Below are 22,858 nucleotides of genomic sequence, written 5' to 3'. Positions count from 1 at the left end.
CCACTCTGCAGCCCTGGACTTTGCAGTGCCAGCCTTGTGCTGGCGCTGCAGGGTCCTTTTTTTGGCCCTCAGCTTGATCGTTGCTGGAGCTCATCCGCGATGCGGTGGCACCAAACCTGGGCCTCGGACTGCAGACCAAAGCTGCTCAGCTGCATCGCGCGCTCGCCTTGCACACGCAGGCCTAGCACGTAATAAGGGCCATCCTCCGAGCTGCGCTCCAGCACCTTGGGCGGCTCGATATCGGCGTAGGGAATGGCACGCGGGGGCAGGAGCAGGCGCCCATGGCGCACCAGGCAGCGCTGTCGCTGGTCAAAATGCAGCCGCAAGCAGCGCCCGCATGCCAGGCAAAGAAAGAACACCCCCAGCAACACCGGCAGCGTGATGCAGACCGCCAGCAGCAACAACTGCCACCAAGGCAGGCCCCAGTGGCCATGCTGCAAAAAGGGCACCGGGATCAGAAACATCGCCAGCCCAATCACGGCCACAAACAGCCGCATCGGCCAGCTGATGTGCTCCTCGTAGCGCAGGCCATCGGGGGAGTCGCGGAAGCCATGGGTCATGGTTTTTTACTTATCAGCAGGTTTGGCTGCTGGGTGTTGCGGAGCCTGGATATGTTCACTGTAGCCCTTGAGCAGGCCCTGCAGCGCCTGGTCATTGCGGGTAAAGGCGCGGCAGCGAAAGCACACCATGCGGTGCTGCCAGGCCGCAATCTGGGTAGCAGTGCCGGCGTCTTCCAGTTGCCCGGAGGTCAGTTGAAAAATATAGTCTCGGCACTTCATGGCGCCCTTTCTTGCTCAAACCAGTTTTGGTGCAGGCACAGCTGCAGCTGCTTGCGCGCGCGGCTCATGCACTGCCAGTAATCGGCCTTGGTGATGCCCAAGGTGCTGCAAATCTCCTCCGCTTCGCATTCCAAGAATTCCTTCATCGAGAACACCCTGGCTGGCTTGGCGGGCAGCTTGTGTACGCACAGGTCCACGATGATGAAAAACTGGTCGTTCTGCAGCTGCTGCTGCGGATTGACCCAGGTAGCTGGCGCCACGCCATCGACCCAGTGACCCCTTGGGTCAAACATGATCTGGTCCAAATCGTCCTCAAAGGCCTCGTCATAGCTCAGCGGTGCACGGTATTTTTGGCGCAGGCGGTCGCTGATCTTGTTGCGCAGAATCCCGAACAGGTAGCTCTTCGCCTGGCTGGCATCAAAGCTGGCGGGGTCCAGCTGCAGCAAGGCGGTAAGGGTGTCTTGCACGGCATCCTCGGCTTCTTCGCGCGAGGGCAGGTGCAGCAGCGCAAAGCGCAGCATGGCGCTGCGCCATTGGATGGTGATATCTGCTGCAATGCGGTGCATAAGATCCTTTGCTTATGGCTTGCGGCAGCGGTCCAGCGACCAGCGGCCCGGCCCTTGGCTGACAATGGCCGCCAGCATGATGCCCAGCATCAGCGGCACCTTGAAGCCCAGGCCTGCATCGCTGTCGATCTGGTTCCAGCCCGCCCAGCCCAGGTCAAAGTGCACGCTGTAGACAGCCACATAGGTGATGACTATAAGCCCCAGGGCGGAGATGCGCGATGCCAATCCCAGCACAAGTGCAACACCCAGTACAAGTTCCGCAACCGCTGCCACACCCCAGTTGAGGTTGGCAGGCAGCCAGCTGACGGGAATGGGAAAGTCCAGACCCGCAAACCAGGCCGGCGCCTCCCAGCCTGTCGAGATTTTGCGAAAGCCTGCCAGCGCAAACTCCTGCCCCACCCACAGGCGTAGCAGCAGCAGGCCCAGGCCATCAATCTTCTCGCGTGCTTTCACGCTGAATGAATTCAAGAAAAGCATCTTTCATATCTCCGTAGTAGGGCGAGCTCCAGCGAGAATCGCGCACAAAGGCAGCCATCAGATCGCGCCAGGCGTCCTCGCCCAGTTGCTCGCGCAGTTCAGGGAAATGGGCCTCCACCATCTGGCTGGCGCCCAGGTAAACCAGGTGGCGGTAGGCACGCATGCCGTTGTCGCTGTAGCCCGGGGGCACCTGGTCGGTGCGGCCTCTCACATAGTCATAGAAGGGCGCAGACATGCCAGCTCCTGGTTGATGACATCCATGCCGGGCACATCGTTGTCCCACTCCAGCAGCACGGGGGTGCCGTGGCGCTCAGCCAGGCTGCGTGCCAGTTGCTGGATGTGGGCTTCCACCGGCTGGCTGTGCGTGTCCATGAACAGGTCAAAGCGCGCGTCGAACTCATGGCCTGCCACATGCATATAGCTCACGCGGGTCATGTCCAGGCGCTGCACAAATTCGCTGGGGTTCAGGCCTCCATGGTTCTTCTGGTTGACCGAGATATTGTTCAGATCCAGCAGCAGATCGCAGTCCGCCAGGTCGAGAACCTTGCCCAGAAAGTCTGCCTCGGGCATCGGCCCGACGTTGGTGTACCAGGTCGTGTTCTCGACCGCGATGCGCATACCCAATGCATCCTGCACCGCACGGATGCGGTCGGCCACGCGCTGCGCATGGGCCTCGGTAAAGGGCACGGCAAACAGGTCATAGAGCTGGTGGCTGTCACCGCTTGCCGCCAGGTGGTCGGAATAGAGTGGGGCGCCCAGGTCCGCGATCAGCTGGCGAAGATCGCGCAGGAAGGGTTGGTTCAGCGGGGCCGTGCCGCCCAGATTGAGTGCGACGCCATGCAATTGCACCGGTCGTCCCGAGTCGATCAAGGCCTGCAGCGGCGCCAAATCCCGGCGCACCCAGTTCTCTGGCGCGACTTCAAAGAAGTCGGCCTGCACGGCGGACATGTCCCAGTCCAGCATCTCTCGTCTAAAGCCAAGGCCAATCATGGTGTGTTCATCTTGTAGGGGCGAAGGGCTGTGCGCCGCTTACTCGCCAAATCCATCGCCCTGCGGCAGCGTGCCGGCCATGCGGGCCTGTGATGCTGCCTGGATCACCTCGGCGCGGCTGAGGGGCATGCTTTGCGGCTGTGCATGAGCCTGGAACGCATCGCCGTTGAGCAGCAGCATGCCGCTTTGCCGGGCCTGAACGAACTCGGCCTGTACTTGCGCGCGGGTCAGGTGGATCTGGGTTTGTTCATAGGCGGGGTAGTCCGAACCGTTGCCGACGGGGGCCGTGGTCATCGCTTGGGCGCTGCCAGCCAGGGCCATGCCGGCAGCCAAAATAATGCGAGCGGAAGAAGCGGTAAACATGGAAAAGTGTTCTTTCAGAAATGGAAGCCGGGTGACGGAGTGGGCCCACCCGGGTGATATGTGTGTTTGTCGTGGACGGGATATCAGTGCTTGCCGCCATCATCTTTCTTGGAGCAACCGCCGTCCTTCTTGGAGCAGCCTGCATCCTTCTTCGAACAGCCGCCGTCTTTCTTGGAGCAGGTCGCTTCCTTGGTGCTCGATTCCTTCTTGCCGCAGCTGCCGGCGCCGCATTTGCTGTCCTGGCTGCCAGCAGCCCAGGCAGAGGTTGCGAGTACAGCGGCGGCCAAGGTGGTGAGGGTCTTGATGTTCATGGTGTATTTCCTGGTGATGAAAGGTTGAACGTGCACAGCACAGCGCTGCCACGTGGATGGAGTCGTTCGACCCCAGCCATTCCTGACATCTTTTTGGAAATATTTTTTGAACCCCTCAAAAAACGGGGTGGGCAGGGCGCGTTGAGCGCTTGAAGCGGTGTGTCCCTGGTGACGAGACAGCGTGGCTGAGGGGGCCCAGCGCCGCTTCAGGCGTCTGTCTCTACCAGGGCTTCAGCACAGGATCGAGCTGCAGCTGCAGCAGCGCGCCGGCGATCAGCGCATGCATGCCCTGGGCCAGATCGCCTTCCATCTCGACGGTCTCGGCTTCAAAGCTGGTCTGCACCACGGTCTCCTGGCGCGCGGCGGAGTAGACCGAATCGGCAGCGGCCAGGCCATGGAAGGCGATGGTGGCCAGCAGCTGGCGCGACTGGTCCTTGTCGATGCGGTAGGCCTGCGCGACTTCTTGCTGGTGCGCATCGATCTTCTCCAGCATGGCCGGAGTGGCGACCAGCCTGCGGATCACATAGGGCGTTACGCCCGGGTAGGTTTTGGCGAACTCACGCACCGAGTCGCTGAAGCGGACCAGGTAGTCCTGCAGACCCTCCTGCACGCCTACCTTGGGCAGAGAAAACTCCCAGCGCCTGAAGATCTCCTCGGCCACCATGTGCTTGAGCTCGGCCAGGCTCGGCACATGCTTGTACAGCGCCATATGGGTCACGCCCAGCGCGCTGGCCACGCCCACAAAGGTGATGTGGGGCAAGCCAATCTCAATGCCTGCATCGGCAATGCGCTCTTGCGTAATCAAGCGCGGCCGCCCGCGCGGGGCTGTTTTTTTCTCGGGGTCCATGGTCTCTCCGGGTGCTCGCCAATTGTCAGTCAAACCGCATTGGCGATAGCTGTAAAAGATGTACGGTAATTTATTAGTTTAGTATGATGCAACTAATTATTATTCCTGTTGCGTTTCGCGTTGCTCTTGCCTGTCCTTTGGAGAACTGGCACATGAATCACGCAGTGCCCGCGCCTTGATGGCAGCGGCGCATGCACGGGGCGTTGCTATGTTTTTCTCCAGGTCTTGCTCCCATGCATGCTCATGACGCGGCGGCTGCCGCAGCCCCAGGGCCCGGCCCCATCCGCCGGGTGCTCCACCCGATTCGCGCGCGTTTGGCGCTGGCAGCGCTGCTGTCGGGCCTGGGGGCCATGCTCAGCCTGATGCCGCTGGCAGCGATGGTGCGCATGGCCCAGCTCGCGCTCGCTGAGCCCGCAGATACCGTCGGCATCTGGGCTTTGTTGTGGCCGGCGCTGGGCAGCTTGTTTACTGCCGCGCTGCTGATGCTGGCGGGCGAGGTGCTGGCCCATATGGCAGACAACCAGCTCACCCATGGCCTGCGCAAGGCTGCTGTGCAGCGCCTGGGCCAGGTGCCGCTGGGCTGGTTCAGCAGCCGCTCCTCGGGTGAGGTCAAGCAGGTGCTGCAAGACGACATCGCCACCTTGCACAGCCTGAGCGCGCATTTCTACACCTCGGTGGCACGCGCAGGCGGCGCGATCGTGGTGGCGGTCGCCTACCTTGTAGTGCAGGACTGGCGCATGGCCTTGATCGCCTTGCTGCCCTTCCCCGGCTATGTCTGGTTTCTGCGCCGCGCGCTGCAGGCCAGTGGCGCGCAGATGGGCGTATTCGCCGGCCATATGGGCCGCATCCAATCGGCGGCCGTGGCCTTTGTGGCCGGCATGCCAGTCATCAAGGCCTTTGGCAACAGCGGCCAGGGCCAGGCCAGCTACCAGGGCGCGGTCGATGCGTTTGCGCAGGCGTTCAGAGATTTTGTGCGCCCCCTCGTTGGCGCCATGGCCCATGCCCATGGCATGGCCGCTCCGGTCACCGTGTTGGGCTTTGTGCTGGCCGGTGGCTGCCTGCTGGGTAGCCTGGGTGCGCTGGCGCCGCTTGATCTGCTGCCTTTTGTGCTGGTCGCCCCCGGCATCTGCGCGCCGGTGCTGCTGCTGCACACCTTGCTGCATGACCTGCAGGGCGCCACTGCTGCAGCGGAGCGTGTATTGACATTGCTCGACACCCCCGTGCTGCCCCAACCCGCGCCTGATGAACAACAACGCCCCCGGGGCTACCAGCTGTGCTTTGAGCAGGTGGGCTATGCCTATGGCCCGGGCCAGCAGGTGCTGGCGGGCATCAGCTTCCAACTCCAACCCGGCACGGTCACCGCCATCGTCGGCCCCTCGGGCGCCGGCAAAACCACCATTGCGCGTTTGCTGCTGCGCTTTTTTGATCCGACCGAAGGCCGCATCACGCTGGGCGGTGCCGATCTGCGCGCCATCGGCAGCGCCGAGCTCTACCAGCGCATCGGCTTTGTGCTGCAGGATGTGCGCCTGATACATGCCAGCCTGCGCGACAACATCGCGCTGGGCCGGCCCGGCGCCAGCCAGGCCGAGGTGGAAGCCGCCGCACACGCTGCCGATGTGCATGACTGCATAGCAGCGCTGCCACGCGGCTATGACTCCGTGCTGGGCGAGGACGCACAGCTCTCCGGTGGCGAGCGCCAGCGCATCAGCATTGCCCGCGCCGTGCTGATGGATGCGCCCATCCTGGTGCTGGACGAGGCCACGGCCGCTGCGGATGCGGGCAGCGAGGCAGCGATTCAGCAAGCGCTGTCGCGCTTTGCGCAAGGCCGCAGCGTGCTGGTGATTGCCCACCGGCTGGACACCGTCATGCAGGCCGACCAGATCTTGGTGATCGACGAAGGGCGCCTGGTGGAGCAGGGGCGTCACGCCGACCTACTGGCCCAAGGCGGGCGCTATGCCCGCCTGTGGCGCGAAGGTGGCTATGCCGCTGCGCAGGAGACCACTCCATGCTGAAAACCTTGAACCTGCTGCTGGGCGAGCAGGCCCCTTTGCTGCGCCGCTACGCCTGGATGGCGGCTTTGTATGGCGTGCTCTGCGGCCTTTGCACGGCCTTGCTGCTGCCGCTGATGGCGCAACTATTGCAAGCCCAGTGGCGCGGCGCTGGCGCCTGGCTGCTGGCCTTGTTGGCCGCCGTGGTGCTGGCCTGGTGGTGGCGCGGCCGGGTGGAGCAGGCCGGGGTGGGTGTGGGCGTAGCGGTATTGCAAACCGGCCGCCACCGGCTGGGTGCCCATGTGGCGCGCTTGCCGATGGGCTGGTTCAACGCGCAGAACACCGCCAAGGTCAGCCACTTGGTCACCCAGGGGATGATGGCCGTGGCCCAGCTGCCCGCCCATGTGTTCACCCCCGTCATCAGCGGTGTGGTGGCGCCCCTGGTGGTACTGGCGCTGCTGTTTGTGCAGGACTGGCGCCTGGGCCTGGTGGGGCTTGTGGCCTTGCCACTGCTGCTGGGCGTGCTGCTGCTGACCGCCCGCATGGGCCGCTGGGCCGATGCCGCGTTTCAGCGCGACTTTGCCCAGGCCGGCCAGCGCATGGTGGAGTTTGCGCAGGCCCAGTCGGTCTTGCGCGCTTTCCAGGGCGGTGGCCAGAGCACCCGCTTTGTGGCGCAGGCGATCGACCAACAGCGCCAGTCCGCTGGGCGCTTGATTGCGGTATCGGCGCTGTCGTCGGTGCTCAATGTCTGGGCCGTGCAGGCGGCGTTTGCGGCCTTGCTGGTTGCGGTTGTCATCGGCATCGATCAGCACAGCGCCCAGGCCTTGGCACCCGGCCAGGTCATTGCCACCGTGCTGTCCATGCTGCTGATCAGCCGTTTTGTGGAGCCGCTGCTGGAGCTGGTCGGCTATGCCGAGGCATTGCGCACGGCGCGCGGCCAGCTCAATGCGATGGATGCGCTGTTTGCGCAGCAGCCCCTGCCGCAGGCGCAGCAGCCGCAGTGGCCACGCGATGCATCGATCAGCTTGCGCGATGTGCATTTCTCCTATGGCGCAGGCCAGCCCGCCGTGCTGCGCGGCATCAACCTGCATGTGCCGCCCGGCAGCATGACGGCCTTGGTGGGGGCATCGGGCTCCGGCAAAAGCACCGTGGTGCGGCTGATGGCGCGCTTTTGGGATGTGGACCAGGGCGGCGTGTTGATTGGCGGCACCGATGTGCGGCAGATGGAAGAGGCCCAACTGGCCGCGCAGATCAGCCAGATCTTTCAGGACAGCTATTTGTTTGCTGGCAGCATTGCCGACAACATCCGCATCGGCCGGCCCGGTGCCAGTGAAGCCGAGCTGTGGGAGGCCGCGCGCCAGGCAGGGGTGGACAGCATCGCGCAGCGCCTGCCCGGCGGCATGGACAGCCCCGTGGGCGAGGGCGGCGCCCAGCTCTCAGGCGGCGAACGCCAGCGCATTGCGATTGCGCGCGCGCTGATCAAGGATGCGCCTATCCTGCTGGTGGACGAGGCCACCGCCGCGCTCGATACCGAGAACCAGGCGCTGATTGCCCAGACCCTTGCTCGTTTGCGCGGCCAGCACACGGTGGTGGTGATTGCGCACCAGCTGTCGACCATTGCCATGGCCGACCAGGTGCTGGTGCTGGAAGGCGGCCAGCTGGTGGAGCAGGGCACACCTGCGCAGCTGGCGGCACAGCAAGGCCGCTATGCGCAGTGGCTGGCCCAGCGCGCGCAGGCCCAGGGCTGGCGCATGGCGGCAGGCGGGGAGCCGGTGTGATGCGGCTGCGTTGGTGGTTGGGCTTTGCGCTGCTGTGCTTGGCGTCCCTGTTGGTAGGGGCGCGCCAGATGGCCTGGTCGCAGCTCTGGGCCTTCTCGGGCGGTTCCGGTGATGCCTGGCTCACCTTGACGGCTAGCCGGCTGCCGCGCCTGGCCGCGCTGGTGCTGACCGGTGCAGGCCTGGCCGTCTGCGGCGTGATCCTGCAGCACATTGTGCGCAACAAGTTTGTCGAGCCAGGTACCTCGGGCGGGCTCGATGCCGCCAAGCTCGGCATCCTGATCGCCATGACCCTGGTGCCCTCTGCCGGTGCCCCGGGCCGCATGGCGCTGGCGCTGCTGTTCTGCTTTGCATCCAGCCTGCTTTATGTCGCCATCATCGCGCGCATCCGCTTCAAGAACACCGTCCTGGTGCCCGTGATCGGGCTGATGTACGGCAGCGTGCTCAGCGCCGTGGCCGAGTTCTATGCCTACCGCAACAACATCCTGCAAAGCATGCAGGGCTGGCTGCTGGGCGATTTTTCGCGCATCGTCCAAGGCCATTACGAGATGCTCTACATCATCCTGCCCGTCGTGGCGCTGGCCTATCTGTATGCGCAGCGCTTTACCGTGCTGGGCATGGGCGAGGAGATGGCGACCAGCCTTGGCATGGGCTATGCCGCCACCGCCACCTTGGGCCTGGTGCTGGTGGCTGTCACCGTCTCGGCCACCGTCATTGCCGTCGGCGCCATCCCCTTTGTCGGCCTGGTCGTGCCGCAGCTGGTGGCCTTGTACAAGGGCGACCACCTGGCCCGCACCCTGCCGCTGGTGGCGCTGGGCGGTGCCAGCCTGCTGCTGGTTTGCGATATCGCCGGCCGCCTGCTGATCTATCCGTTTGAGGTGCCCATTGGCCTGACGGCAGGGGCCTTGGGCGGCGTGGTGTTCCTGGTGCTGATTCTGCGGGGCCGGCGATGAAGCGCGCGATCACCCCGAAGACATTCCGCAGCAGCCATGCGCTGTGGCTGGGCATCGCCGTGCTGGCCCTGGGCTTTGTGCTGCTGGGCTCGGGCATGGATATGGGCTATGTCATCCCCCGGCGTTTGCTGCGCCTGGCTGCTATTGCGTTGGGCGGCATCTGCGTGGCGGTGTCGGCCATCGTGTTCCAAACCCTGATGGGCAACCGCATCCTGACCCCCGCCATCATGGGCTACGAGGCGGTGTTCTTGCTGTGGCAGGCCCTGCTGCTGCTGGTGCTGGGCGCGCAGGGCATGGGCATGCTGGGTGAGCGGGGCAACTTCCTGGTGTCGGTCGCGCTGATGCTGGGCTACTCCTGGGCCTTGCAGCGCTGGCTGCTGCGCCGAGGGCAGGGCGATATCTATGTGCTGCTGCTCGTCGGCCTGGTGCTGACCATGGTGATCGGCACCTTCACCCAGTTTGTGCAGCTGCGCATCAGTCCGGGCGAATTTGCGGTCTTCCAGGGCATGAGCTATGCGTCCTTCAACCGCGCCCGGCCCGATACCCTGGCCTATGCGGCGCTGGCCGTGGGCGCCATCTGCCTGGTGCTGCACAAAACCCTGGCGGTGCTCGATGTGATGGCGCTGGGCCGCGAGCAGGCCATATCGCTGGGGGTGCCCCATGCGCGCTGCATGCGCCTGTACCTGGCCTTGGTGGCGGTGCTGGTGGCGGTGTCCACCAGCCTGATCGGGCCCACGGCCTTCATGGGCATCTTTGTGGCCAACATCGTCTATGCGCTGGCACCGCAATGGCGCCACCGCAGCACCTTGCCGATGGGCTGCGCAGTCGCCATCGCCATCTTCCTGGTAGCGCAGCTGCTGGTGGAGCATGTTTTCAACTACAAGACCACCGTCAGCATCCTGGTCAATTTGGTCTGCGGTGCTTACTTTCTGGCGCTGACGGTGCGCGGCCGAGCTCTCTCATGATCATTGTCAGCAACCTCCATAAATCCTATGGCAGCCGCGCCGTGCTGTCCGGCGTCAGCACCGCCTTCCCGGCCGGGCGCATCACATCGCTCATTGGCCCCAATGGCGCCGGCAAATCCACCTTGCTGATGATGATTGCCCGCTTGCTGGCGCCCAGCAGTGGCGAGATCCAGCTGGACGGCCGCAGCATTGCCACCATCTCGGTGGCGCACTATGCGCTGCGCATTGCCACTCTGCGCCAGTCGCCCGGTTTTCAGATGCGGCTGACGGTCGAAGAGCTGGTCGGCTTTGGCCGCTTTCCGCACCACCGGGGCACGTTGACGAGCAAAGACCAGCAGGCCGTCGATGAGGCCATCGCCTTCCTGTCGCTGGAGCCGCTGCGCCATGCCTATATCGACGAGATCAGTGGCGGCCAGCGGCAGATGGCCTTTTTGGCGATGACCATTGCCCAGCAGACCGATGTGCTGCTGCTCGACGAGCCGCTGAACAACCTGGACATGAAGCATGCCGTGCAGATCATGCGCGCGCTGCGCAGGCTTTGCGACGAGGCCGGCCGCACGGTGATTCTGGTCATCCACGACATCAACTTTGCCGCCAATTACTCGGACCACATCGTCGCGCTCAAAGGCGGAATGCTGTGCTTCAGCGGGCCCAGCGATGACGTCATCTCCGAAGCCAATCTGTCGCAGCTGTTCGAGCTGCGGTTTGACATCAGCCGCACCGCGCAGGGATGCCTGTGCAACTACTTCAAGACCTAGGAAACCTTTGCCATGCAACGCAACCGCAACCGCACTCGCACCTGCGCCCGCAACTTTCTGCGGCCCCTGTCTACGGCCATCGCCGCAGCCGCCGCTGTCACCATCGCCTTGGCCCTGAGCGGCTGCGACCGCGCATCCAGTTCGGCCGCCGATGCGCCATCTGCCAGCGCCACAGCCAGCAGCCCGCCGGCCGCCGCGCCCATCACCGTGCAGCACCAGCTGGGCAGCACCGTCATCCCACGCACCCCGCAGAGGGTGGCTGCACTGGAGATGAACGAGGCTGATTTCCTGGACCAGCTCGGTGTGCCGATTGCCGGCATGGTCAAGGACTATGTGCCGCACTTTCTGGCTAAGTACAAAGCCGATGAGGCCGTGCAAGACCTGGGCGCCATCGTGCAGCCCAACCTGGAGCGCGTGCATGCGCTCAAGCCCGACCTGATCCTGATCACCCCCTTGCAGGCCAACCACTACCAGGCGCTGAGCGAGATCGCGCCCACCCTCCACCTGGATGTGGATTTCAAGGACAGCCATGCCCGGCATATCGCGGTCGTCAAAGAGCATCTGCTGACCCTGGGCCGCATCTTTGACAAAGAGGCGCTGGCCGCACAAAAGGTGGCCGCATTGGATGCCAAGCTGGCGCAAGCCCGCCAGCGCATCGAGGGCAGCACCGACAAGGCCTTGATCGTGCTGCACAACAACGGCGCCTTCAGCTCCTTCGGCCCGCAGTCGCGCTACGGCTTTGTGTTCAGCGATCTGGGCGTCAAGCCTGCCAGCACCGATGCCGAGGGCAGCCTGCATGGCCAGCCCATCTCCAGCGAGTTCATCCAGCAGGCCAACCCCGACATCCTCTATGTGGTGGACCGCACCGCCGTGATGGAGCGCCACGCTGTGATGACCGCCGACCAGCTGGCCAACCCCTTGCTGCGCGAGACCAAGGCCTGGAAGAGCGGCCGCGTTGTCTTTGTCGATGCCGACGCCTGGTACACCACCGGCGCCAGCCCCACCTCGCTCAGCCTGCTGATTGACGACGTGCTGCGCGGCTACCCGGGCTGACCGCTAGCCAGCCTTCAGCCAGCCACCCCGTCCAGATTCCTTTTCCCCTCCCGTTGTAGCCAGGTTCCGACCCAGCCAAAAAACCTCCAGGCGCATTGCGCTGGGCACCGCCGCGCGCCAAGCACCGGCGCCCGCCAGCGCGCCACCCTTGCTTTTCTGTAGTCATCACATCTAAGGAACCAGGCATGCCAGAACGCCTTCACCCCCAGCACCGTGCTGCCAGCGCCCTGCGCAGCGCACGGCCCGCCGCCCAGCATGCGGCCCCGTTTGCACTGCGCCGCAGCGCGCTCAACCCCATCAGCCCCCAAGTGCTGCTGGGCCTGACGATTGGCGCCATGCTGGTCGCAGCGCCGCTGGCCAACGCACAAACCAGCAGCGCGGCAGAGCCGGCAGCAGCGGCAGACAACGCCATCACGCTGGCACCCATCACGGTGCAAGAAAAAGCCGCCCAGGTCGCTGCGCCCTACGCCGGCGGCCAGGTCACCACCGGCGGCCGCGTGGGCCTGCTGGGCGACAAGGACTTCATGGAAACGCCGTTCAGCACCATCGGCTACACCGAGAAGTACATCGAAGACCGCCAGGCGCAGAACATCACCGACGTGATTGCCGCGACCGACCCGACCGTGTTCAGCAACGGCGTATCGGGCGCATGGGCCGAGAACTATTCGATCCGGGGCTTCTCGTCGAGCTCCACCGACATGACCTTTGGTGGCCTCTACGGCATGGCGCCGTACTACCGCACCTCGCCCGAGATGTTTGAGCGCATCGAAGTGCTCAAGGGCCCATCGGCGCTGCTCAACGGCATGCCGCCGGGCGGCTCGGTGGGCGGTGCCGTCAACCTGGTGCCCAAGCGCGCCGGCAACGATCCGCTGACCCGCTTTACCACCACCTACATGTCCGATTCGCAGTTTGGCGGCCACCTGGACATGGGCCGCCGCTTTGGCGACCGCCAGCAACTGGGCGTGCGCTTCAATGGCGTCTACCGCGATGGCGATGGCTCCATCCAGGACCAACAAAAGAAGGTGCAGCTCGCATCGCTGGCGCTGGATTGGCGTGGCGACCGCGCCCGCCTGTCGGCCGACTTCTACGCCAGTGACGACCGGGTCAACGGCGTCAACCGGGGCATCAGCCTGTCGCCCGGCCTGCCCATCCCCAAGGTGCCCAAGGGCGATACCTTGCTGAACCCCGATTGGTCCACCGTGCGCACCAAGGACAAGGCCGCCATCCTGCGCGGCGAGTACGATCTGAACGACCAGGTCATGGCCTATGCCGCCTTTGGCATGAGCAAGACCGACTACCAGTACAACGGGGCGATGTCGGCCCTGGTGCTGAACACCGCAGGCGACTTCCGCACCACCATGGGCCAGCTGGCATTTGATGTGAAGAAGCAGTCGGGCGAGGTCGGCATCAAGGGCCGCACCCAGACCGGCGCCGTGGGCCACCAATGGGCCATCAATGCCACGCACTACGCGCACAAGCAAAACGACTACGGCCGCCGCAGCGTGCCCGGTGCCGACTGGACCACCAACCTCTACAACCCCGTGTGGGGCCCGGTGGCCGACATTGTGCGGCCCCACATCATGCACACCGAGGTGCGCCTGGCCAGCTATGGCATCGCCGATACCTTGTCGATGGCGCAAGACCGCGTGCAGCTGACCCTGGGTGTGCGCCGTCAGCAGGTGGTCAGCGACAGCTATGACATCAACACCGGCGCGCGCACCTCGCGCTATGACGAAAGTGCCACCTCGCCCGCCGCTGCGCTGCTGGTCAAGGCCAGCGACAACCTCTCGCTCTACGCCAACTACATCGAAGGCCTGAGCCAGGGCGCCACCGCACCCATGACCGCCGCCAACGCCGGCGAGGTGTTTGCCCCCTACAAGAGCAAGCAAAAGGAAATGGGCCTCAAGCTCGATCTGGGCGACTTCGCCCACACCGTCAGCCTGTTTGAGATCACCCGGCCCAGCAGCTACACCGACCCCGTCACCAACGTCTACTCGTTCGGTGGCGAGCAGCGCAACCGTGGCATTGAGTGGAGCTTCTTCGGCAACGCCATGCGCGGCCTGCGCCTGATGGGCGGCGTGGCCTACACCGCGCCGAAGCTGACGCAAACCGCTGGCGGCGTCAACCAAGGCAAGCTCGCCACCGGCACCCCCAAGTGGCAGGGCAAGCTGGGTGCAGAGTGGGATGTTCCCGGCGTGCAAGGCCTGGCGCTCAACGCCAATGCCACCGCCGTATCCCGCCAGTACATCAGCGCCGACAACAGCCTCTGGGCCGCCGGCCGCACCACCTATGACCTGGGCGCCCGCTACAGCACCAAGGTGGCCGACAAGCCTGTTACCTTGCGAGCGTCTGTTCTGAATGCCACCAACAAGGCGTACTGGGGCATGCCCCAGCTGTCCAGCCTGGCGCTGGGCGCGCCGCGTACGTTTGCGCTGTCGGCGTCGGTGGATTTTTAATTGAGTTAGTAACTAGCCCGCTGCAGCGCTTGCCGCTGCGGTGGGTGTGGTGTTCAGGCCCAGGTTGCTGCTGCCGTTGGCAGGGGTGATCTGGGCTTTTTTGTTGAGTTGGGGCGGACTGATGCGCTCAGATGCAGTCAAAGCGATGCACTGTGCAGACGCAAAAAAACATGCCCTGGGCATGTGTGCAGATAGAGAGAGATCAGGGGAGGGTGGACAGAAGGCCTGGTGGTACTTGCTTGCCAACAAGTGGCAGGGCAGAGGGCAAGGCGCTGTCAGAGACTGGATCGCTGCGCTGCAATGGCGCTATCAGAGTCCGTGTTCATCGCAAAAAATGCGTGGCTAGTGTGAACCATTGGCTGGCAAAAACGACTTCCGGACAGTTCCGGTAAGTCGCCCCACGATGAACCTTGGAGTAGCCGCAATTGCTACGCCATGGGTGCAGTATACGCTCAATTGAGAATCATTCGCAAATAAGCTTTGGGGTTGTGGGGGATTGGGTTACTGGGATTAGTGTACGAAAGCGTCGAGCGCCGCATCAGCTGTCGCGCAGTGCTTTGCGAGGATAGGCTCTAATTTCACCAACTGTCGCAACCTATGCAAAAGGGCTTTAGCCGCCATCTTGTCGCTTGTCTCGAACGAGACTTCAGTGAGCCACTCACCTGCAAACCGTGACCATGCTTCAGGCTCTTCGAACGAAGCGGCAGTGACCAGAGCAATCCTCAGTTCCTTGTCTAGGCCACCTGTGAGCTGCCTACGTCGGCGCATGCCTCGTGCAAGTACGCGGACTGCCTCGGCAAGGTCGCCACAGCGTGTCACCGCCGCAAGAACTGCTAGTCCACCTATGAGTCTGAAATTATCGTCTGTGTTTTCGGTGCCTTCAAGTGAAAATCCTACACGCCGCAATGCCGCTGCTGCTAGACAGGCCATGTCTTCCCGCATATTGAATAGAAGTGCACCATTTATCAATACGGCAAATGCGTTCGCTTCTAGGCGAGTTGATTCAAGTGCTGTTTCTACCTCGCGCAGTGCGTCGTTAGGAAAGATTGGCCCTAATGCGGCGGAGCCTTCCATCGGACCTGGGAAATTCGGGTACGGCCAGCGGAAAGCCTGTGCGAGCTTTGATTTTTCGCCTAGAAGGAGCTTTTGTAAAGTATTTTGTTTGATTTGGCCTTCATTTTGAATGGCGGCATTCGAGAAACGACCTATAAACTCAAATCTAAGTTGATTGGTGCCAATGAACTCTGGTAGCCATCGAGGTTCCCTGCGAAGATCTATAAGCCCCCGTAGTAGGTAAATCTCGTTGCCATCCAAAATCCTAGCCCAACGCGTAAAACTCGCTATATCTATACGAGATTCTTTGATTGCACGAACCAAAAGCGAGGCATGTGCGATTGCCGCTTGTCTAAGATAGAAGGGTGGGATATCACCAAGAATTCGATTTTTTGCAAGCTCTGAAGTTACCGCAATAACCAAAGTGGATAAAAGAACAAGTATGCTACCGTCATTTTCAGGATCTTCGGAAAGTAGTCCTGAAACTATCTGTTCCACAAAGGGAGCAAGCTCTGGCAAGATGTCTAAGTGAGAGAGTGCAATTTCAACTGCCCCCACTTGCGATAGTGGATCTCCATATTCGGTCAGCCATCTATAGAATTTTACTAATTCATCTCGATCCACTTGATTTAGTTTTATAGATTTAGAAATTCCCCCTGCTGAGCACATTAATAGTGCGAAGCTTAACCCCGACAGATTGTTAACCAGTAACAACTCGGCTATCCGAAATTTTGCTCCGGTCTCGATATATTCAGAGGCAGTTGCACTTCCCTCAGACAGTCCAATAAGACGTTCATAATATCGACTCTCAAGTGGTACTAGGGTTGACCAAGTAATATCGGATTGTTTTAACCTCTCTTGAAGATCTTCAAGGAAATTAACTGGTGTTAGATCGATGTCTCTCATTAATTCTACGAAGTCATCGTCAGTAATTGGCGAGTTTCTCATGCGATATAGCCAGTTTTTTCTGCTTGCGCTATCCAAGAGTATATCTGCTGCTATTCTTTCGAGCCAGTTGGTTCTGATGGATAAATCTTCTGCTAGTGCAGAGTGGTCTGTCAAAGGAAATGGGCCCCTTTCTTTGGATCCCAGTGAAAAAGTAAACCTATCTTCTCGATGCTCGGCGATCAGTTGCCAAACAAGCCCACCCTGGTCCTCTACTGGTATGGCTCCACCGGGTTCTCGGATGGCTTTCCGAATGCCATCGAAGAACTTACTTCGATTATAGCGTGGACCATCTTGCCCTAGAGATAGGATCGTTGATGTTGAGATTTTTGAATTTCGAATGAAGTCTTGATCTTCCAATAAAGAACGTTGAATATCTGGATGGAATAGGCCAAGTGCTGCTTGACCAAGCAGCCCGTCAATGATCTCACGATTCACTCTGAGCCTCCAAATTCGATGCGGACGAACCAACAACGTGTAAGAAAATATTTTTGGCACGATCGAGAAGAAGTGCATATGCCTTTTTATCTTCTTCGATCATTGGATTGAGAATGCGGGATCCAAACCAGCGCCAGTAGGCTTCTTTCACTGGCGACGACTGGGTAACCGTAATCATCATTAGCCGTGAAAGCCAGCTCATGTACCTATTTTCGAGCTGCTGAACTCCTTCATCGACACGATGTGTCCATCCTCGAACGTCACTCAGTTTTAAAAGCCAGTCCGACCGTGCACATGCAATAGTTTCATCCAGATTTTCAGTCCATTGCTCTTTTATAACCAGAAACAAAACATTAATTAAATTATCCAGCCAGGGGAGTTCCTTGGGGACCTGCAGTAAGTTGCTCATGCGAATACGCTGAACACTTTCTCGAATTATCCGCAGCTCGGCTGTTTCGACAAGATCTCCATTAATAATAGGTGCGTTGGAAATGATCTTGGAAAGTTCTTCTTGACTGAGCGGCGTAAGCGCATAGTTTGCGCGTCGTAGCGCAGTCCTCGCTTCTAATAAATTTTCTGCAGAAATTACACCTTGTCGATGTAACGAATCGAGTAAATCCACCGTTGTGAGCAATGGCTTGGTTGAGCTTTCTGTGGAAATAGAAGGATGTTGGTTTAAGAATCGGTCATCAACAACTCCTGCTTCAGTATCGTCAATTAGTCTCAGCATAGCCACTGATGGATGAGCAAGAGGGCGTTTTGGCCCATATTCATCATCAATTCGATTTTCTCTTCCAAGGCAAACCTTGCCAGTTTCTAGGGCAAATTTCAGTTTGGTCCGCAGTCCATCTACAGTCTTTACCATCATTGCGCTGTGCGCATCATGCTTTATCAATGCATGTGCTTCTTCAATTTCGCTTTTGGGTAAAATTACTGTTAGGTCAGCTCGATGTAGCTTATGAAGAAGTCTTAGGAAACCCAGGTGAGAGACTGTTACGTCGTCTAGGTACAGAATGGCTCCGTCCGCAATCTCAGGCGTTGATGGCCAAGATAGCTCTCGCAACTTTAAATCTTCGTGAGCCTCACTAGCCTCCTTGGCAGTAAGAACGCCTTTGTTAGAGAGCTTGTTGACTACATCTGCTGCGCTGCAAAGGTAGGGGGCAAATGCACCAAGATCGGCCTCCTCTTTCATAAACGTACTAACTTTGTGTATGGGGCCACCACGAACGACCAGCCGCTGCTTATTGTCACAATGGGCAGGAGACGAGACTTCAGTTAGCAGTGATGCCAGTGATTCGCCAACTTCACGACTAAGACTCTCGGAGGCATATGAAGAGCCTTCGAAAACGTGCAAGTGTTGATTTGAAATCATTTGCAGAATTTCTCTGGCTGCAGCAACTCGGCTAGGCTGGTGAAATAGTATCTGAGCCTTCTCTTCTAACAGCCAGCCAAGCGTGTTGTGCGGAATTATGATTTTTTCAAATGTCGAAATGTATATTTCGAAAACTCCTAATAATTCCGCCGATATTAGTGCTGTTGGGTCCATCGCTATCACCTTGGGATTCAGTGCTGAGAATGACCGTGCACCACTAAACGCATGAACTATTGGTCTTCGGCGAACGTCTGGTTCATCCAAATTGCTAAGTGCTGGTGATAAGAAAAGAGTGAGAAGCGAGCGATTCACGACTTGACCAAACGTGAATTGAGGGATATCTCCTTTGGTGAGTAGCTCTACAGCATTTCCTGTCTGTTTGTCCCACGCAGGCTTTCTCTCCACAATATCTTCAAGCGAAAGCTTTTGGATGAGCCCATCGTCCTTCAGCTCTGAAAGTGCAGTTGCCCGTGCTAGCCATTGAGAAGCTTCGCGGCCCTCCTCCCAGCCAGCGGAGACTGCTGCTTGATAGCAACCCACAAGCGTAGACGCATCATCCTCGGACCTCTGAGCCGCATTACGTACGAGGTCTTTTCCTCGGGTGGCGCCAATGAGATGAGCAATATTTCCTGCTCGGAGCAGCTCCTTCGGCATCCGATCCATGCGGTTGTTCCACTCGTTTTCGACAAAACCTTGTAGTGAATCCCAGTCTCCAGATGCAATTGTCATGCTTACATGCAATTGTCGGGCGCTCGGTGAGTCATGACTTTGTCTGAAGACATTTAATTCAAAACGCGCTTCATTTATGTTTCCGCGCTCAAAAAGCGTTTTGGCACGTAGTAAGCTAGCTTGATTATATTGGTTTACTAGGTCTGTATACTCATCGAAAACAGCTAATACTTCATCTAATTGCTCTAGGTGGTATAGTGCAACCATATATCGATATGCGTCGGAAAGATCGCCAGTCAGTGCCAACAAGATTTTTCCGTATTTTGCGGTCATTGCCCAGTCCATGGCACCTTCATAAGCATCGACCAATAAACGCAGATCCACAATCGATTGACTTTTTTCGTACGTTGCAAGTCGGCCGCTAATAGGGTCATTGCCTGCGACCTCTTCCAGTAATCGGTGCAAGCGATCTTTTTCGTTGGGTAAAATTCCTTTGGCTATCGCCTCCTGAAATAATTTTTCTGCTTGTGCTACACGGCCTGATTTCGCGAGAACCTCTATTTCAAAAAAATATACACCTTTCCAGTCGAGGTGCTCTATTAATTGCACGCGATGTTTATCGACATATTCGGCGGCAGCAGCGTGGCTACTTTGCGATAGAGCGAGCGAGAAGCGAGCGACTGCGGCAATAGGTGAAGTGCCACCACTGAGGGCCGTCTGGCGATTCACCTCTTTCTCGACTTGAAGTAGATCGATTTCTACCCCAAATTGAATAGCAAGATTTAGGCGTCGAAGAAGGACTGCCGGATCTTTCAAGCTAGCAGTCAACTCACTTCGAGCAGTTGCTACATGTTCGGAATCCCTAAGCCGAAGCCATAGGGCTCGGTCACTTGCATCCCCAGCCTGCATGGGCATGCCGAGAGCAAAGGCAGCTGAAGCTAGTTGATCGTATAGGCCCACTGCAATTCTTCTGTTGCGAAGGCTTGATTGATCACCCCGCAGCGGAATGTTAGAAGCATTGCTGGGAATGTATTGATGCACTAGCATTCGAAGTTCATCGGGAATCGCTTGCGCAAGGTGAGCATCTGCTGCGAGCCTGAGAATCGCTGGCGATCGATCAAAGTCTGCCGAGGTCAGGGTGTTCGCAATTTGAGCTGCTTTATCCCATGCCCCAAATTCCAGAGCAGATCCAAGATGGAAGAACTTAGCATCACTGTCTAAATCGACGTTAGTCAAGCCAGTTTGCTGGAGCCAATCTTCGGCCTCTTCAAAACCCTTAGCCTTCTGGACGCAGATGTAGGCGGCGCCAAGTCCCATGGGAGTGGGGATTTGAGTTAGCACTCTTAAGCTCTCTGCGAGAGCACCATCGCCGTTATTTAATAATGCACTCGCGATTGCCATTAGTTCTTGGTTTGGGCTTGTAATGCGATGTAATATCGACCGTGATTCGGCGGGATCGCTAGTTGCCAACCACCTCGCGCACCACGCTAATGCATTACTCTTTGCTGCGCTGCTGGCCATGGCGAGGGCACCGCCATCTAAGCTGATGACCAATCGTCGCACTTCGCCCATCGTGTCAAACCCTGCAAAAAATCGACACTTGCGCACGTGTTCAACCTGATTACTAACTTCTGCATCGATGACTGCAGTTTCCATAGCAGGGACAAGTGTTCTGCATTCCACTGTCCGCTTAAATGCCTCCATTGCCTGGGTTTGTTCTTGGCTCTGTGTCGTGAGTTGCTTGAGTTGACTGGTGTTATTTTCGACTGCCTCTTCCATCCGCGTCCCGCGCGGAATGACAAAAGGGCGCGCTATAAAGTCCTTCAGGTGAACGTACACATCTGCTTCGCGGTTGATGGGCTTGCAAATGGACGTATGACTTTCATCGACAGTGATCGATAATTCGGGCAGTCCGGGATCAGCGCTATCGGACCAAACGACTTTTCCAATAGTTTCAGGGAGGTTAAGTCCGAATACGCGTTCTGGGCGTCCCTCGACTAACACCAGGTGTTCAATGCCGATGGCTTGGCTCCTAGCCCGATACCATCTGTTGAGATCTTTCAGTTGAGGACTACCTAAAAGAAGATCCCGGGTAGCAGCTGAAGGACGCAGAAAGAACACACGAAGTGAGGTTGCTAAGTTTGCTATCAAAGCACCTCTATGTGGCGTGCCCAAGAAAGCAATCCGTCTAACACGTGCTAGAAAATCCTCTGCTCGCCTGTCGCTTTTAGCGTCACGATCAGCGCTGCGGAGGATCTGCTCCACCAGCAGTCCGCCAAGGCTATGAGCGACAAACACGACGTTCCCCTTTGCCAAGCGTGGTTCTAAAAGGAGGCGCGCAAGTACATTGTCTGCCCGATCAGCCAGCGTGAGCGCTATACCTCCCCAGTTGGTCTTCGGAGCAGAATAGCCAACCAGCCATATGCCAAGTCCTGATATGTCTTCCGACAACCAAGCTGGCCACAGCACTGGGGCGTTAGACGTGCAGGATGTCCAAGTGGCTCGAATGTCGCCTGAAAGTCCATGCACGAAAATGACATGAGTTTCGGCATCTGCATGGTTGCCGAATGTAGATTGGAGTTCAGCCAGAGTGTGCCCCTTGTAAACAATTTTTTGCAATCCTACGCGAAGTTCCGATAAGCACATGAGGAAAGCTTTAATGAAAATTCAAATGTGAACTTTCAGAGCCATGGCTATCCATCCCATGGCCGCAACGCGGTATCAAACAGCATCATTCAAACGAACCCCATCATGATGCAAGTGGTCTCAAAAAATCATGTTCGTTGCAATGGTGTTCTGGGGTGATGCCTGGCCAGATCACGGACAGCAGGGAAGCATACTGAGAAGTCTAGGCATCAAGCGGATGTGGGTGGACCTCTTAATGATGGCGACGGCGGCGCTCAAGGTTCGACAACATCGCAGGTAGTGCCTCGCACAGCTTAGTGGCCGTGGGTGTAGCTGATGAGTTGCAGAGCGAGCGGCGACCATAAGCTTTAGAGCAGCTACGATATGCCGATGCAAACTAGAGTCACTTGTCCTCAATGCCGACATAGTCCAAATCAAACGCGGTATGACGGACTTCAAAGTTAAGGCGATGGAATCTGGCAAGATTTTTATACTTCGGGCGGATAGGTATGCGCAGAATCACTTGCACCATGTCTTTATCGTCAAGTGCAATAAGAATCAACTCATTTGATATCTGTAGTCTCGCGAACGTCAGACTGCTTAGCCGCCCAAGCCACATATAAAGTGCCGAGGACGCAAAGAATCAGCGCCGGCCAGCCAACGACAAACAGTCCCAACATTCCTTCAACGAAGAACAGCAAACAGATCCATAGCTGTATAGGCCTGAACCGGCGCGGCGCCTGCTGGTGCAAGCGTGCATCGTCCTGCTCATCTTCTCCAGCGCGTGAGGGTTCAAGCCCTGCGGCTTCGATACGTACTTCACCCAACAGCGTTGGATTAACTGCTTCATCGGTCACGACAAGGCGCTTGTGCTCGTGCTCCATGGCAATGAATCTTTCAGGTTGATGCATAAATGTGGACTCTCGGGTGGCGTTCTTGTAGGCACTCAGAAGGCAGTTTGCGTACAGAAATAGTCCATTTCAGACTATTCCAGAACGGACTTTAACTTGGGCGCAGTTTCATGTCCATGCACCATGTACCGTTCCACCCACAATCCCAACTACCAGCTCTTACTTTCCGTTCTCACTGCCACGCGCAAGCGCATGGGCGTGTCGCAAGTGGAGCTGGCGCAGCGGCTTGGCAACACGCAGACGTTTGTGTCCAAGTGCGAACGCGGCGAGCGGCGCATTGATGCTGTGGAATTGGTGGAATTCGCAGAAGCGCTTGGTGTTCCGCCGTTGGAGGTCCTTGCGGAATACCTCGAAAGACGGGATAGCAACCTATTCGCAGCTAGCAAGAAGACGAGAAGCCGAAGCTAAAAGGGGGGCAGAATACGCAGCTTTGGGTTGCGGAAAACTGCGTGTGCGAGCGAGCGTGGAGAAAGTCGGATAGCCTCGGTGGGCTTCCCCCAGTTTCCCGGACACTTTGCCTAGCCCTTTAAACGTTGCCGCTCCTCGAATTGAACCGGGCTAAGG

21 protein-coding genes are annotated in these 22,858 nt (G+C 58.9%); 8 read left to right on the top strand and 13 right to left on the bottom strand.

The features are described 5' to 3' along the window. Window positions 1-68: 68 nt before the first annotated feature. The 9 genes from LPW39_RS14060 to LPW39_RS14020 form a co-directional block, all read right to left on the bottom strand. Complete coding sequence (locus LPW39_RS14060) at window positions 69-560, bottom strand: hypothetical protein (protein ID WP_230776108.1); 492 nt, start codon at window positions 558-560, stop codon at window positions 69-71. Between the two features lie 6 nt (window positions 561-566). Further along, on the bottom strand, window positions 567-779 hold the full coding sequence (locus LPW39_RS14055) for a hypothetical protein (RefSeq protein ID WP_230776106.1): 213 nt from the start codon (window positions 777-779) through the stop codon (window positions 567-569). Continuing rightward, complete coding sequence (locus LPW39_RS14050) at window positions 776-1,345, bottom strand: sigma-70 family RNA polymerase sigma factor (RefSeq protein WP_230776104.1); 570 nt, start codon at window positions 1,343-1,345, stop codon at window positions 776-778. Before LPW39_RS14050 ends, LPW39_RS14055 begins: the two co-directional genes overlap by 4 nt. A gap of 12 nt (window positions 1,346-1,357) precedes the next feature. Continuing rightward, entirely contained in the window at window positions 1,358-1,813 is a 456-nt protein-coding gene (locus LPW39_RS14045) for a DoxX family protein (protein ID WP_407928844.1), read from the bottom strand. Next, a complete protein-coding gene (locus LPW39_RS14040; RefSeq protein WP_230776100.1) occupies window positions 1,776-2,057 on the bottom strand; it encodes an HvfC/BufC family peptide modification chaperone in 282 nt (93 codons plus the stop codon). The genes LPW39_RS14045 and LPW39_RS14040 overlap by 38 nt, the downstream gene beginning before the upstream one ends. Next, window positions 2,030-2,770 carry a DUF692 domain-containing protein gene (locus LPW39_RS14035; protein WP_230776091.1) on the bottom strand — a complete coding sequence of 247 codons (741 nt, stop codon included), beginning with the start codon at window positions 2,768-2,770 and terminating at the stop codon, window positions 2,030-2,032. Before LPW39_RS14035 ends, LPW39_RS14040 begins: the two co-directional genes overlap by 28 nt. 81 nt (window positions 2,771-2,851) lie before the next feature. Further along, on the bottom strand, window positions 2,852-3,175 hold the full coding sequence (locus tag LPW39_RS14030; protein ID WP_230776089.1) for a DUF4148 domain-containing protein: 324 nt from the start codon (window positions 3,173-3,175) through the stop codon (window positions 2,852-2,854). 83 nt (window positions 3,176-3,258) lie between these two features. Then, window positions 3,259-3,486 carry a hypothetical protein gene (locus LPW39_RS14025; RefSeq protein ID WP_230776087.1) on the bottom strand — a complete coding sequence of 76 codons (228 nt, stop codon included), beginning with the start codon at window positions 3,484-3,486 and terminating at the stop codon, window positions 3,259-3,261. Window positions 3,487-3,706: 220 nt separating this feature from the next. Continuing rightward, entirely contained in the window at window positions 3,707-4,333 is a 627-nt protein-coding gene (locus LPW39_RS14020; RefSeq protein WP_230776085.1) for a TetR/AcrR family transcriptional regulator, read from the bottom strand. 233 nt (window positions 4,334-4,566) lie between these two features. Between LPW39_RS14020 and LPW39_RS14015 the strand changes: the two genes are divergently transcribed. The 7 genes from LPW39_RS14015 to LPW39_RS13985 all read left to right on the top strand — a co-directional run bounded on the left by LPW39_RS14015 (window position 4,567) and on the right by LPW39_RS13985 (window position 14,281). Next, window positions 4,567-6,345, top strand: coding sequence for an ABC transporter ATP-binding protein (locus tag LPW39_RS14015; RefSeq protein ID WP_230776083.1), 1,779 nt, complete (start codon window positions 4,567-4,569; stop codon window positions 6,343-6,345). After that, window positions 6,339-8,099: an ABC transporter ATP-binding protein gene (locus LPW39_RS14010; protein ID WP_230776081.1), complete on the top strand. Its 1,761-nt coding sequence runs from the start codon at window positions 6,339-6,341 to the stop codon at window positions 8,097-8,099. The genes LPW39_RS14015 and LPW39_RS14010 overlap by 7 nt, the downstream gene beginning before the upstream one ends. After that, window positions 8,099-9,049, top strand: coding sequence for an ABC transporter permease (locus LPW39_RS14005; RefSeq protein WP_230776079.1), 951 nt, complete (start codon window positions 8,099-8,101; stop codon window positions 9,047-9,049). Before LPW39_RS14010 ends, LPW39_RS14005 begins: the two co-directional genes overlap by 1 nt. Next, the gene (locus LPW39_RS14000) at window positions 9,046-10,014 is read left to right on the top strand and encodes an iron chelate uptake ABC transporter family permease subunit (RefSeq protein WP_230776077.1); all 969 of its coding nucleotides are present in this window, start codon (window positions 9,046-9,048) and stop codon (window positions 10,012-10,014) included. Before LPW39_RS14005 ends, LPW39_RS14000 begins: the two co-directional genes overlap by 4 nt. Next, entirely contained in the window at window positions 10,011-10,772 is a 762-nt protein-coding gene (locus LPW39_RS13995; RefSeq protein ID WP_133857485.1) for an iron ABC transporter ATP-binding protein, read from the top strand. The genes LPW39_RS14000 and LPW39_RS13995 overlap by 4 nt, the downstream gene beginning before the upstream one ends. A 12-nt stretch (window positions 10,773-10,784) precedes the next feature. Further along, window positions 10,785-11,825, top strand: a complete 1,041-nt coding sequence (locus tag LPW39_RS13990; protein ID WP_230776068.1) for a siderophore ABC transporter substrate-binding protein — start codon at window positions 10,785-10,787, stop codon at window positions 11,823-11,825. Window positions 11,826-12,010: 185 nt separating this feature from the next. Beyond that, complete coding sequence (locus LPW39_RS13985; protein ID WP_230776064.1) at window positions 12,011-14,281, top strand: TonB-dependent receptor; 2,271 nt, start codon at window positions 12,011-12,013, stop codon at window positions 14,279-14,281. A 12-nt stretch (window positions 14,282-14,293) separates the two neighbouring features. On the opposite strand, the gene LPW39_RS23465 is transcribed toward LPW39_RS13985, so the two are convergent. The 4 genes from LPW39_RS23465 to LPW39_RS13970 form a co-directional block, all read right to left on the bottom strand. Next, window positions 14,294-14,422: a hypothetical protein gene (locus LPW39_RS23465; RefSeq protein WP_269075842.1), complete on the bottom strand. Its 129-nt coding sequence runs from the start codon at window positions 14,420-14,422 to the stop codon at window positions 14,294-14,296. A 369-nt stretch (window positions 14,423-14,791) separates the two neighbouring features. Continuing rightward, window positions 14,792-16,717 carry a hypothetical protein gene (locus LPW39_RS13980; protein WP_230776062.1) on the bottom strand — a complete coding sequence of 642 codons (1,926 nt, stop codon included), beginning with the start codon at window positions 16,715-16,717 and terminating at the stop codon, window positions 14,792-14,794. Then, window positions 16,707-21,209 (bottom strand): esterase/lipase family protein, encoded by a 4,503-nt coding sequence (locus LPW39_RS13975; protein ID WP_230776060.1) that lies wholly within the window; start codon window positions 21,207-21,209, stop codon window positions 16,707-16,709. Before LPW39_RS13975 ends, LPW39_RS13980 begins: the two co-directional genes overlap by 11 nt. A 737-nt stretch (window positions 21,210-21,946) precedes the next feature. After that, the gene (locus LPW39_RS13970) at window positions 21,947-22,267 is read right to left on the bottom strand and encodes a hypothetical protein (protein WP_230776058.1); all 321 of its coding nucleotides are present in this window, start codon (window positions 22,265-22,267) and stop codon (window positions 21,947-21,949) included. 150 nt (window positions 22,268-22,417) lie between these two features. On the opposite strand from LPW39_RS13970, the gene LPW39_RS13965 reads away from it, so the two are divergent. Continuing rightward, window positions 22,418-22,702 carry a helix-turn-helix domain-containing protein gene (locus LPW39_RS13965; protein WP_182344975.1) on the top strand — a complete coding sequence of 95 codons (285 nt, stop codon included), beginning with the start codon at window positions 22,418-22,420 and terminating at the stop codon, window positions 22,700-22,702. The last annotated feature ends 156 nt before the right edge of the window (window positions 22,703-22,858 follow it).

It is taken from the genome of Comamonas koreensis (assembly GCF_021026195.1).
In the GTDB taxonomy this organism is placed as follows: Bacteria; Pseudomonadota; Gammaproteobacteria; order Burkholderiales; family Burkholderiaceae_C; genus Comamonas; species Comamonas koreensis.
This window is presented reverse-complemented; position numbering and strand designations above follow the sequence as displayed.

Excerpts from the sequence above, each read along its gene's own strand:
- LPW39_RS14060 (WP_230776108.1), bottom strand. The coding sequence starts at position 560 with ATGACCCATGGCTTCCGCGACTCCCCCGATGGCCTGCGCTACGAGGAG.
- LPW39_RS14055 (WP_230776106.1), bottom strand. The coding sequence starts at position 779 with ATGAAGTGCCGAGACTATATTTTTCAACTGACCTCCGGGCAACTGGAA.
- LPW39_RS14050 (WP_230776104.1), bottom strand. The coding sequence starts at position 1,345 with ATGCACCGCATTGCAGCAGATATCACCATCCAATGGCGCAGCGCCATG.
- LPW39_RS14040 (WP_230776100.1), bottom strand. The coding sequence starts at position 2,057 with ATGTCTGCGCCCTTCTATGACTATGTGAGAGGCCGCACCGACCAGGTG.
- LPW39_RS14035 (WP_230776091.1), bottom strand. The coding sequence starts at position 2,770 with ATGTCCGCCGTGCAGGCCGACTTCTTTGAAGTCGCGCCAGAGAACTGG.
- LPW39_RS14030 (WP_230776089.1), bottom strand. The coding sequence starts at position 3,175 with ATGTTTACCGCTTCTTCCGCTCGCATTATTTTGGCTGCCGGCATGGCC.
- LPW39_RS14025 (WP_230776087.1), bottom strand. The coding sequence starts at position 3,486 with ATGAACATCAAGACCCTCACCACCTTGGCCGCCGCTGTACTCGCAACC.
- LPW39_RS14020 (WP_230776085.1), bottom strand. The coding sequence starts at position 4,333 with ATGGACCCCGAGAAAAAAACAGCCCCGCGCGGGCGGCCGCGCTTGATT.
- LPW39_RS14015 (WP_230776083.1), top strand. The coding sequence starts at position 4,567 with ATGCATGCTCATGACGCGGCGGCTGCCGCAGCCCCAGGGCCCGGCCCC.
- LPW39_RS14010 (WP_230776081.1), top strand. The coding sequence starts at position 6,339 with ATGCTGAAAACCTTGAACCTGCTGCTGGGCGAGCAGGCCCCTTTGCTG.
- LPW39_RS14005 (WP_230776079.1), top strand. The coding sequence starts at position 8,099 with ATGCGGCTGCGTTGGTGGTTGGGCTTTGCGCTGCTGTGCTTGGCGTCC.
- LPW39_RS14000 (WP_230776077.1), top strand. The coding sequence starts at position 9,046 with ATGAAGCGCGCGATCACCCCGAAGACATTCCGCAGCAGCCATGCGCTG.
- LPW39_RS13995 (WP_133857485.1), top strand. The coding sequence starts at position 10,011 with ATGATCATTGTCAGCAACCTCCATAAATCCTATGGCAGCCGCGCCGTG.
- LPW39_RS13990 (WP_230776068.1), top strand. The coding sequence starts at position 10,785 with ATGCAACGCAACCGCAACCGCACTCGCACCTGCGCCCGCAACTTTCTG.
- LPW39_RS13985 (WP_230776064.1), top strand. The coding sequence starts at position 12,011 with ATGCCAGAACGCCTTCACCCCCAGCACCGTGCTGCCAGCGCCCTGCGC.
- LPW39_RS13970 (WP_230776058.1), bottom strand. The coding sequence starts at position 22,267 with ATGGAGCACGAGCACAAGCGCCTTGTCGTGACCGATGAAGCAGTTAAT.
- LPW39_RS13965 (WP_182344975.1), top strand. The coding sequence starts at position 22,418 with ATGTACCGTTCCACCCACAATCCCAACTACCAGCTCTTACTTTCCGTT.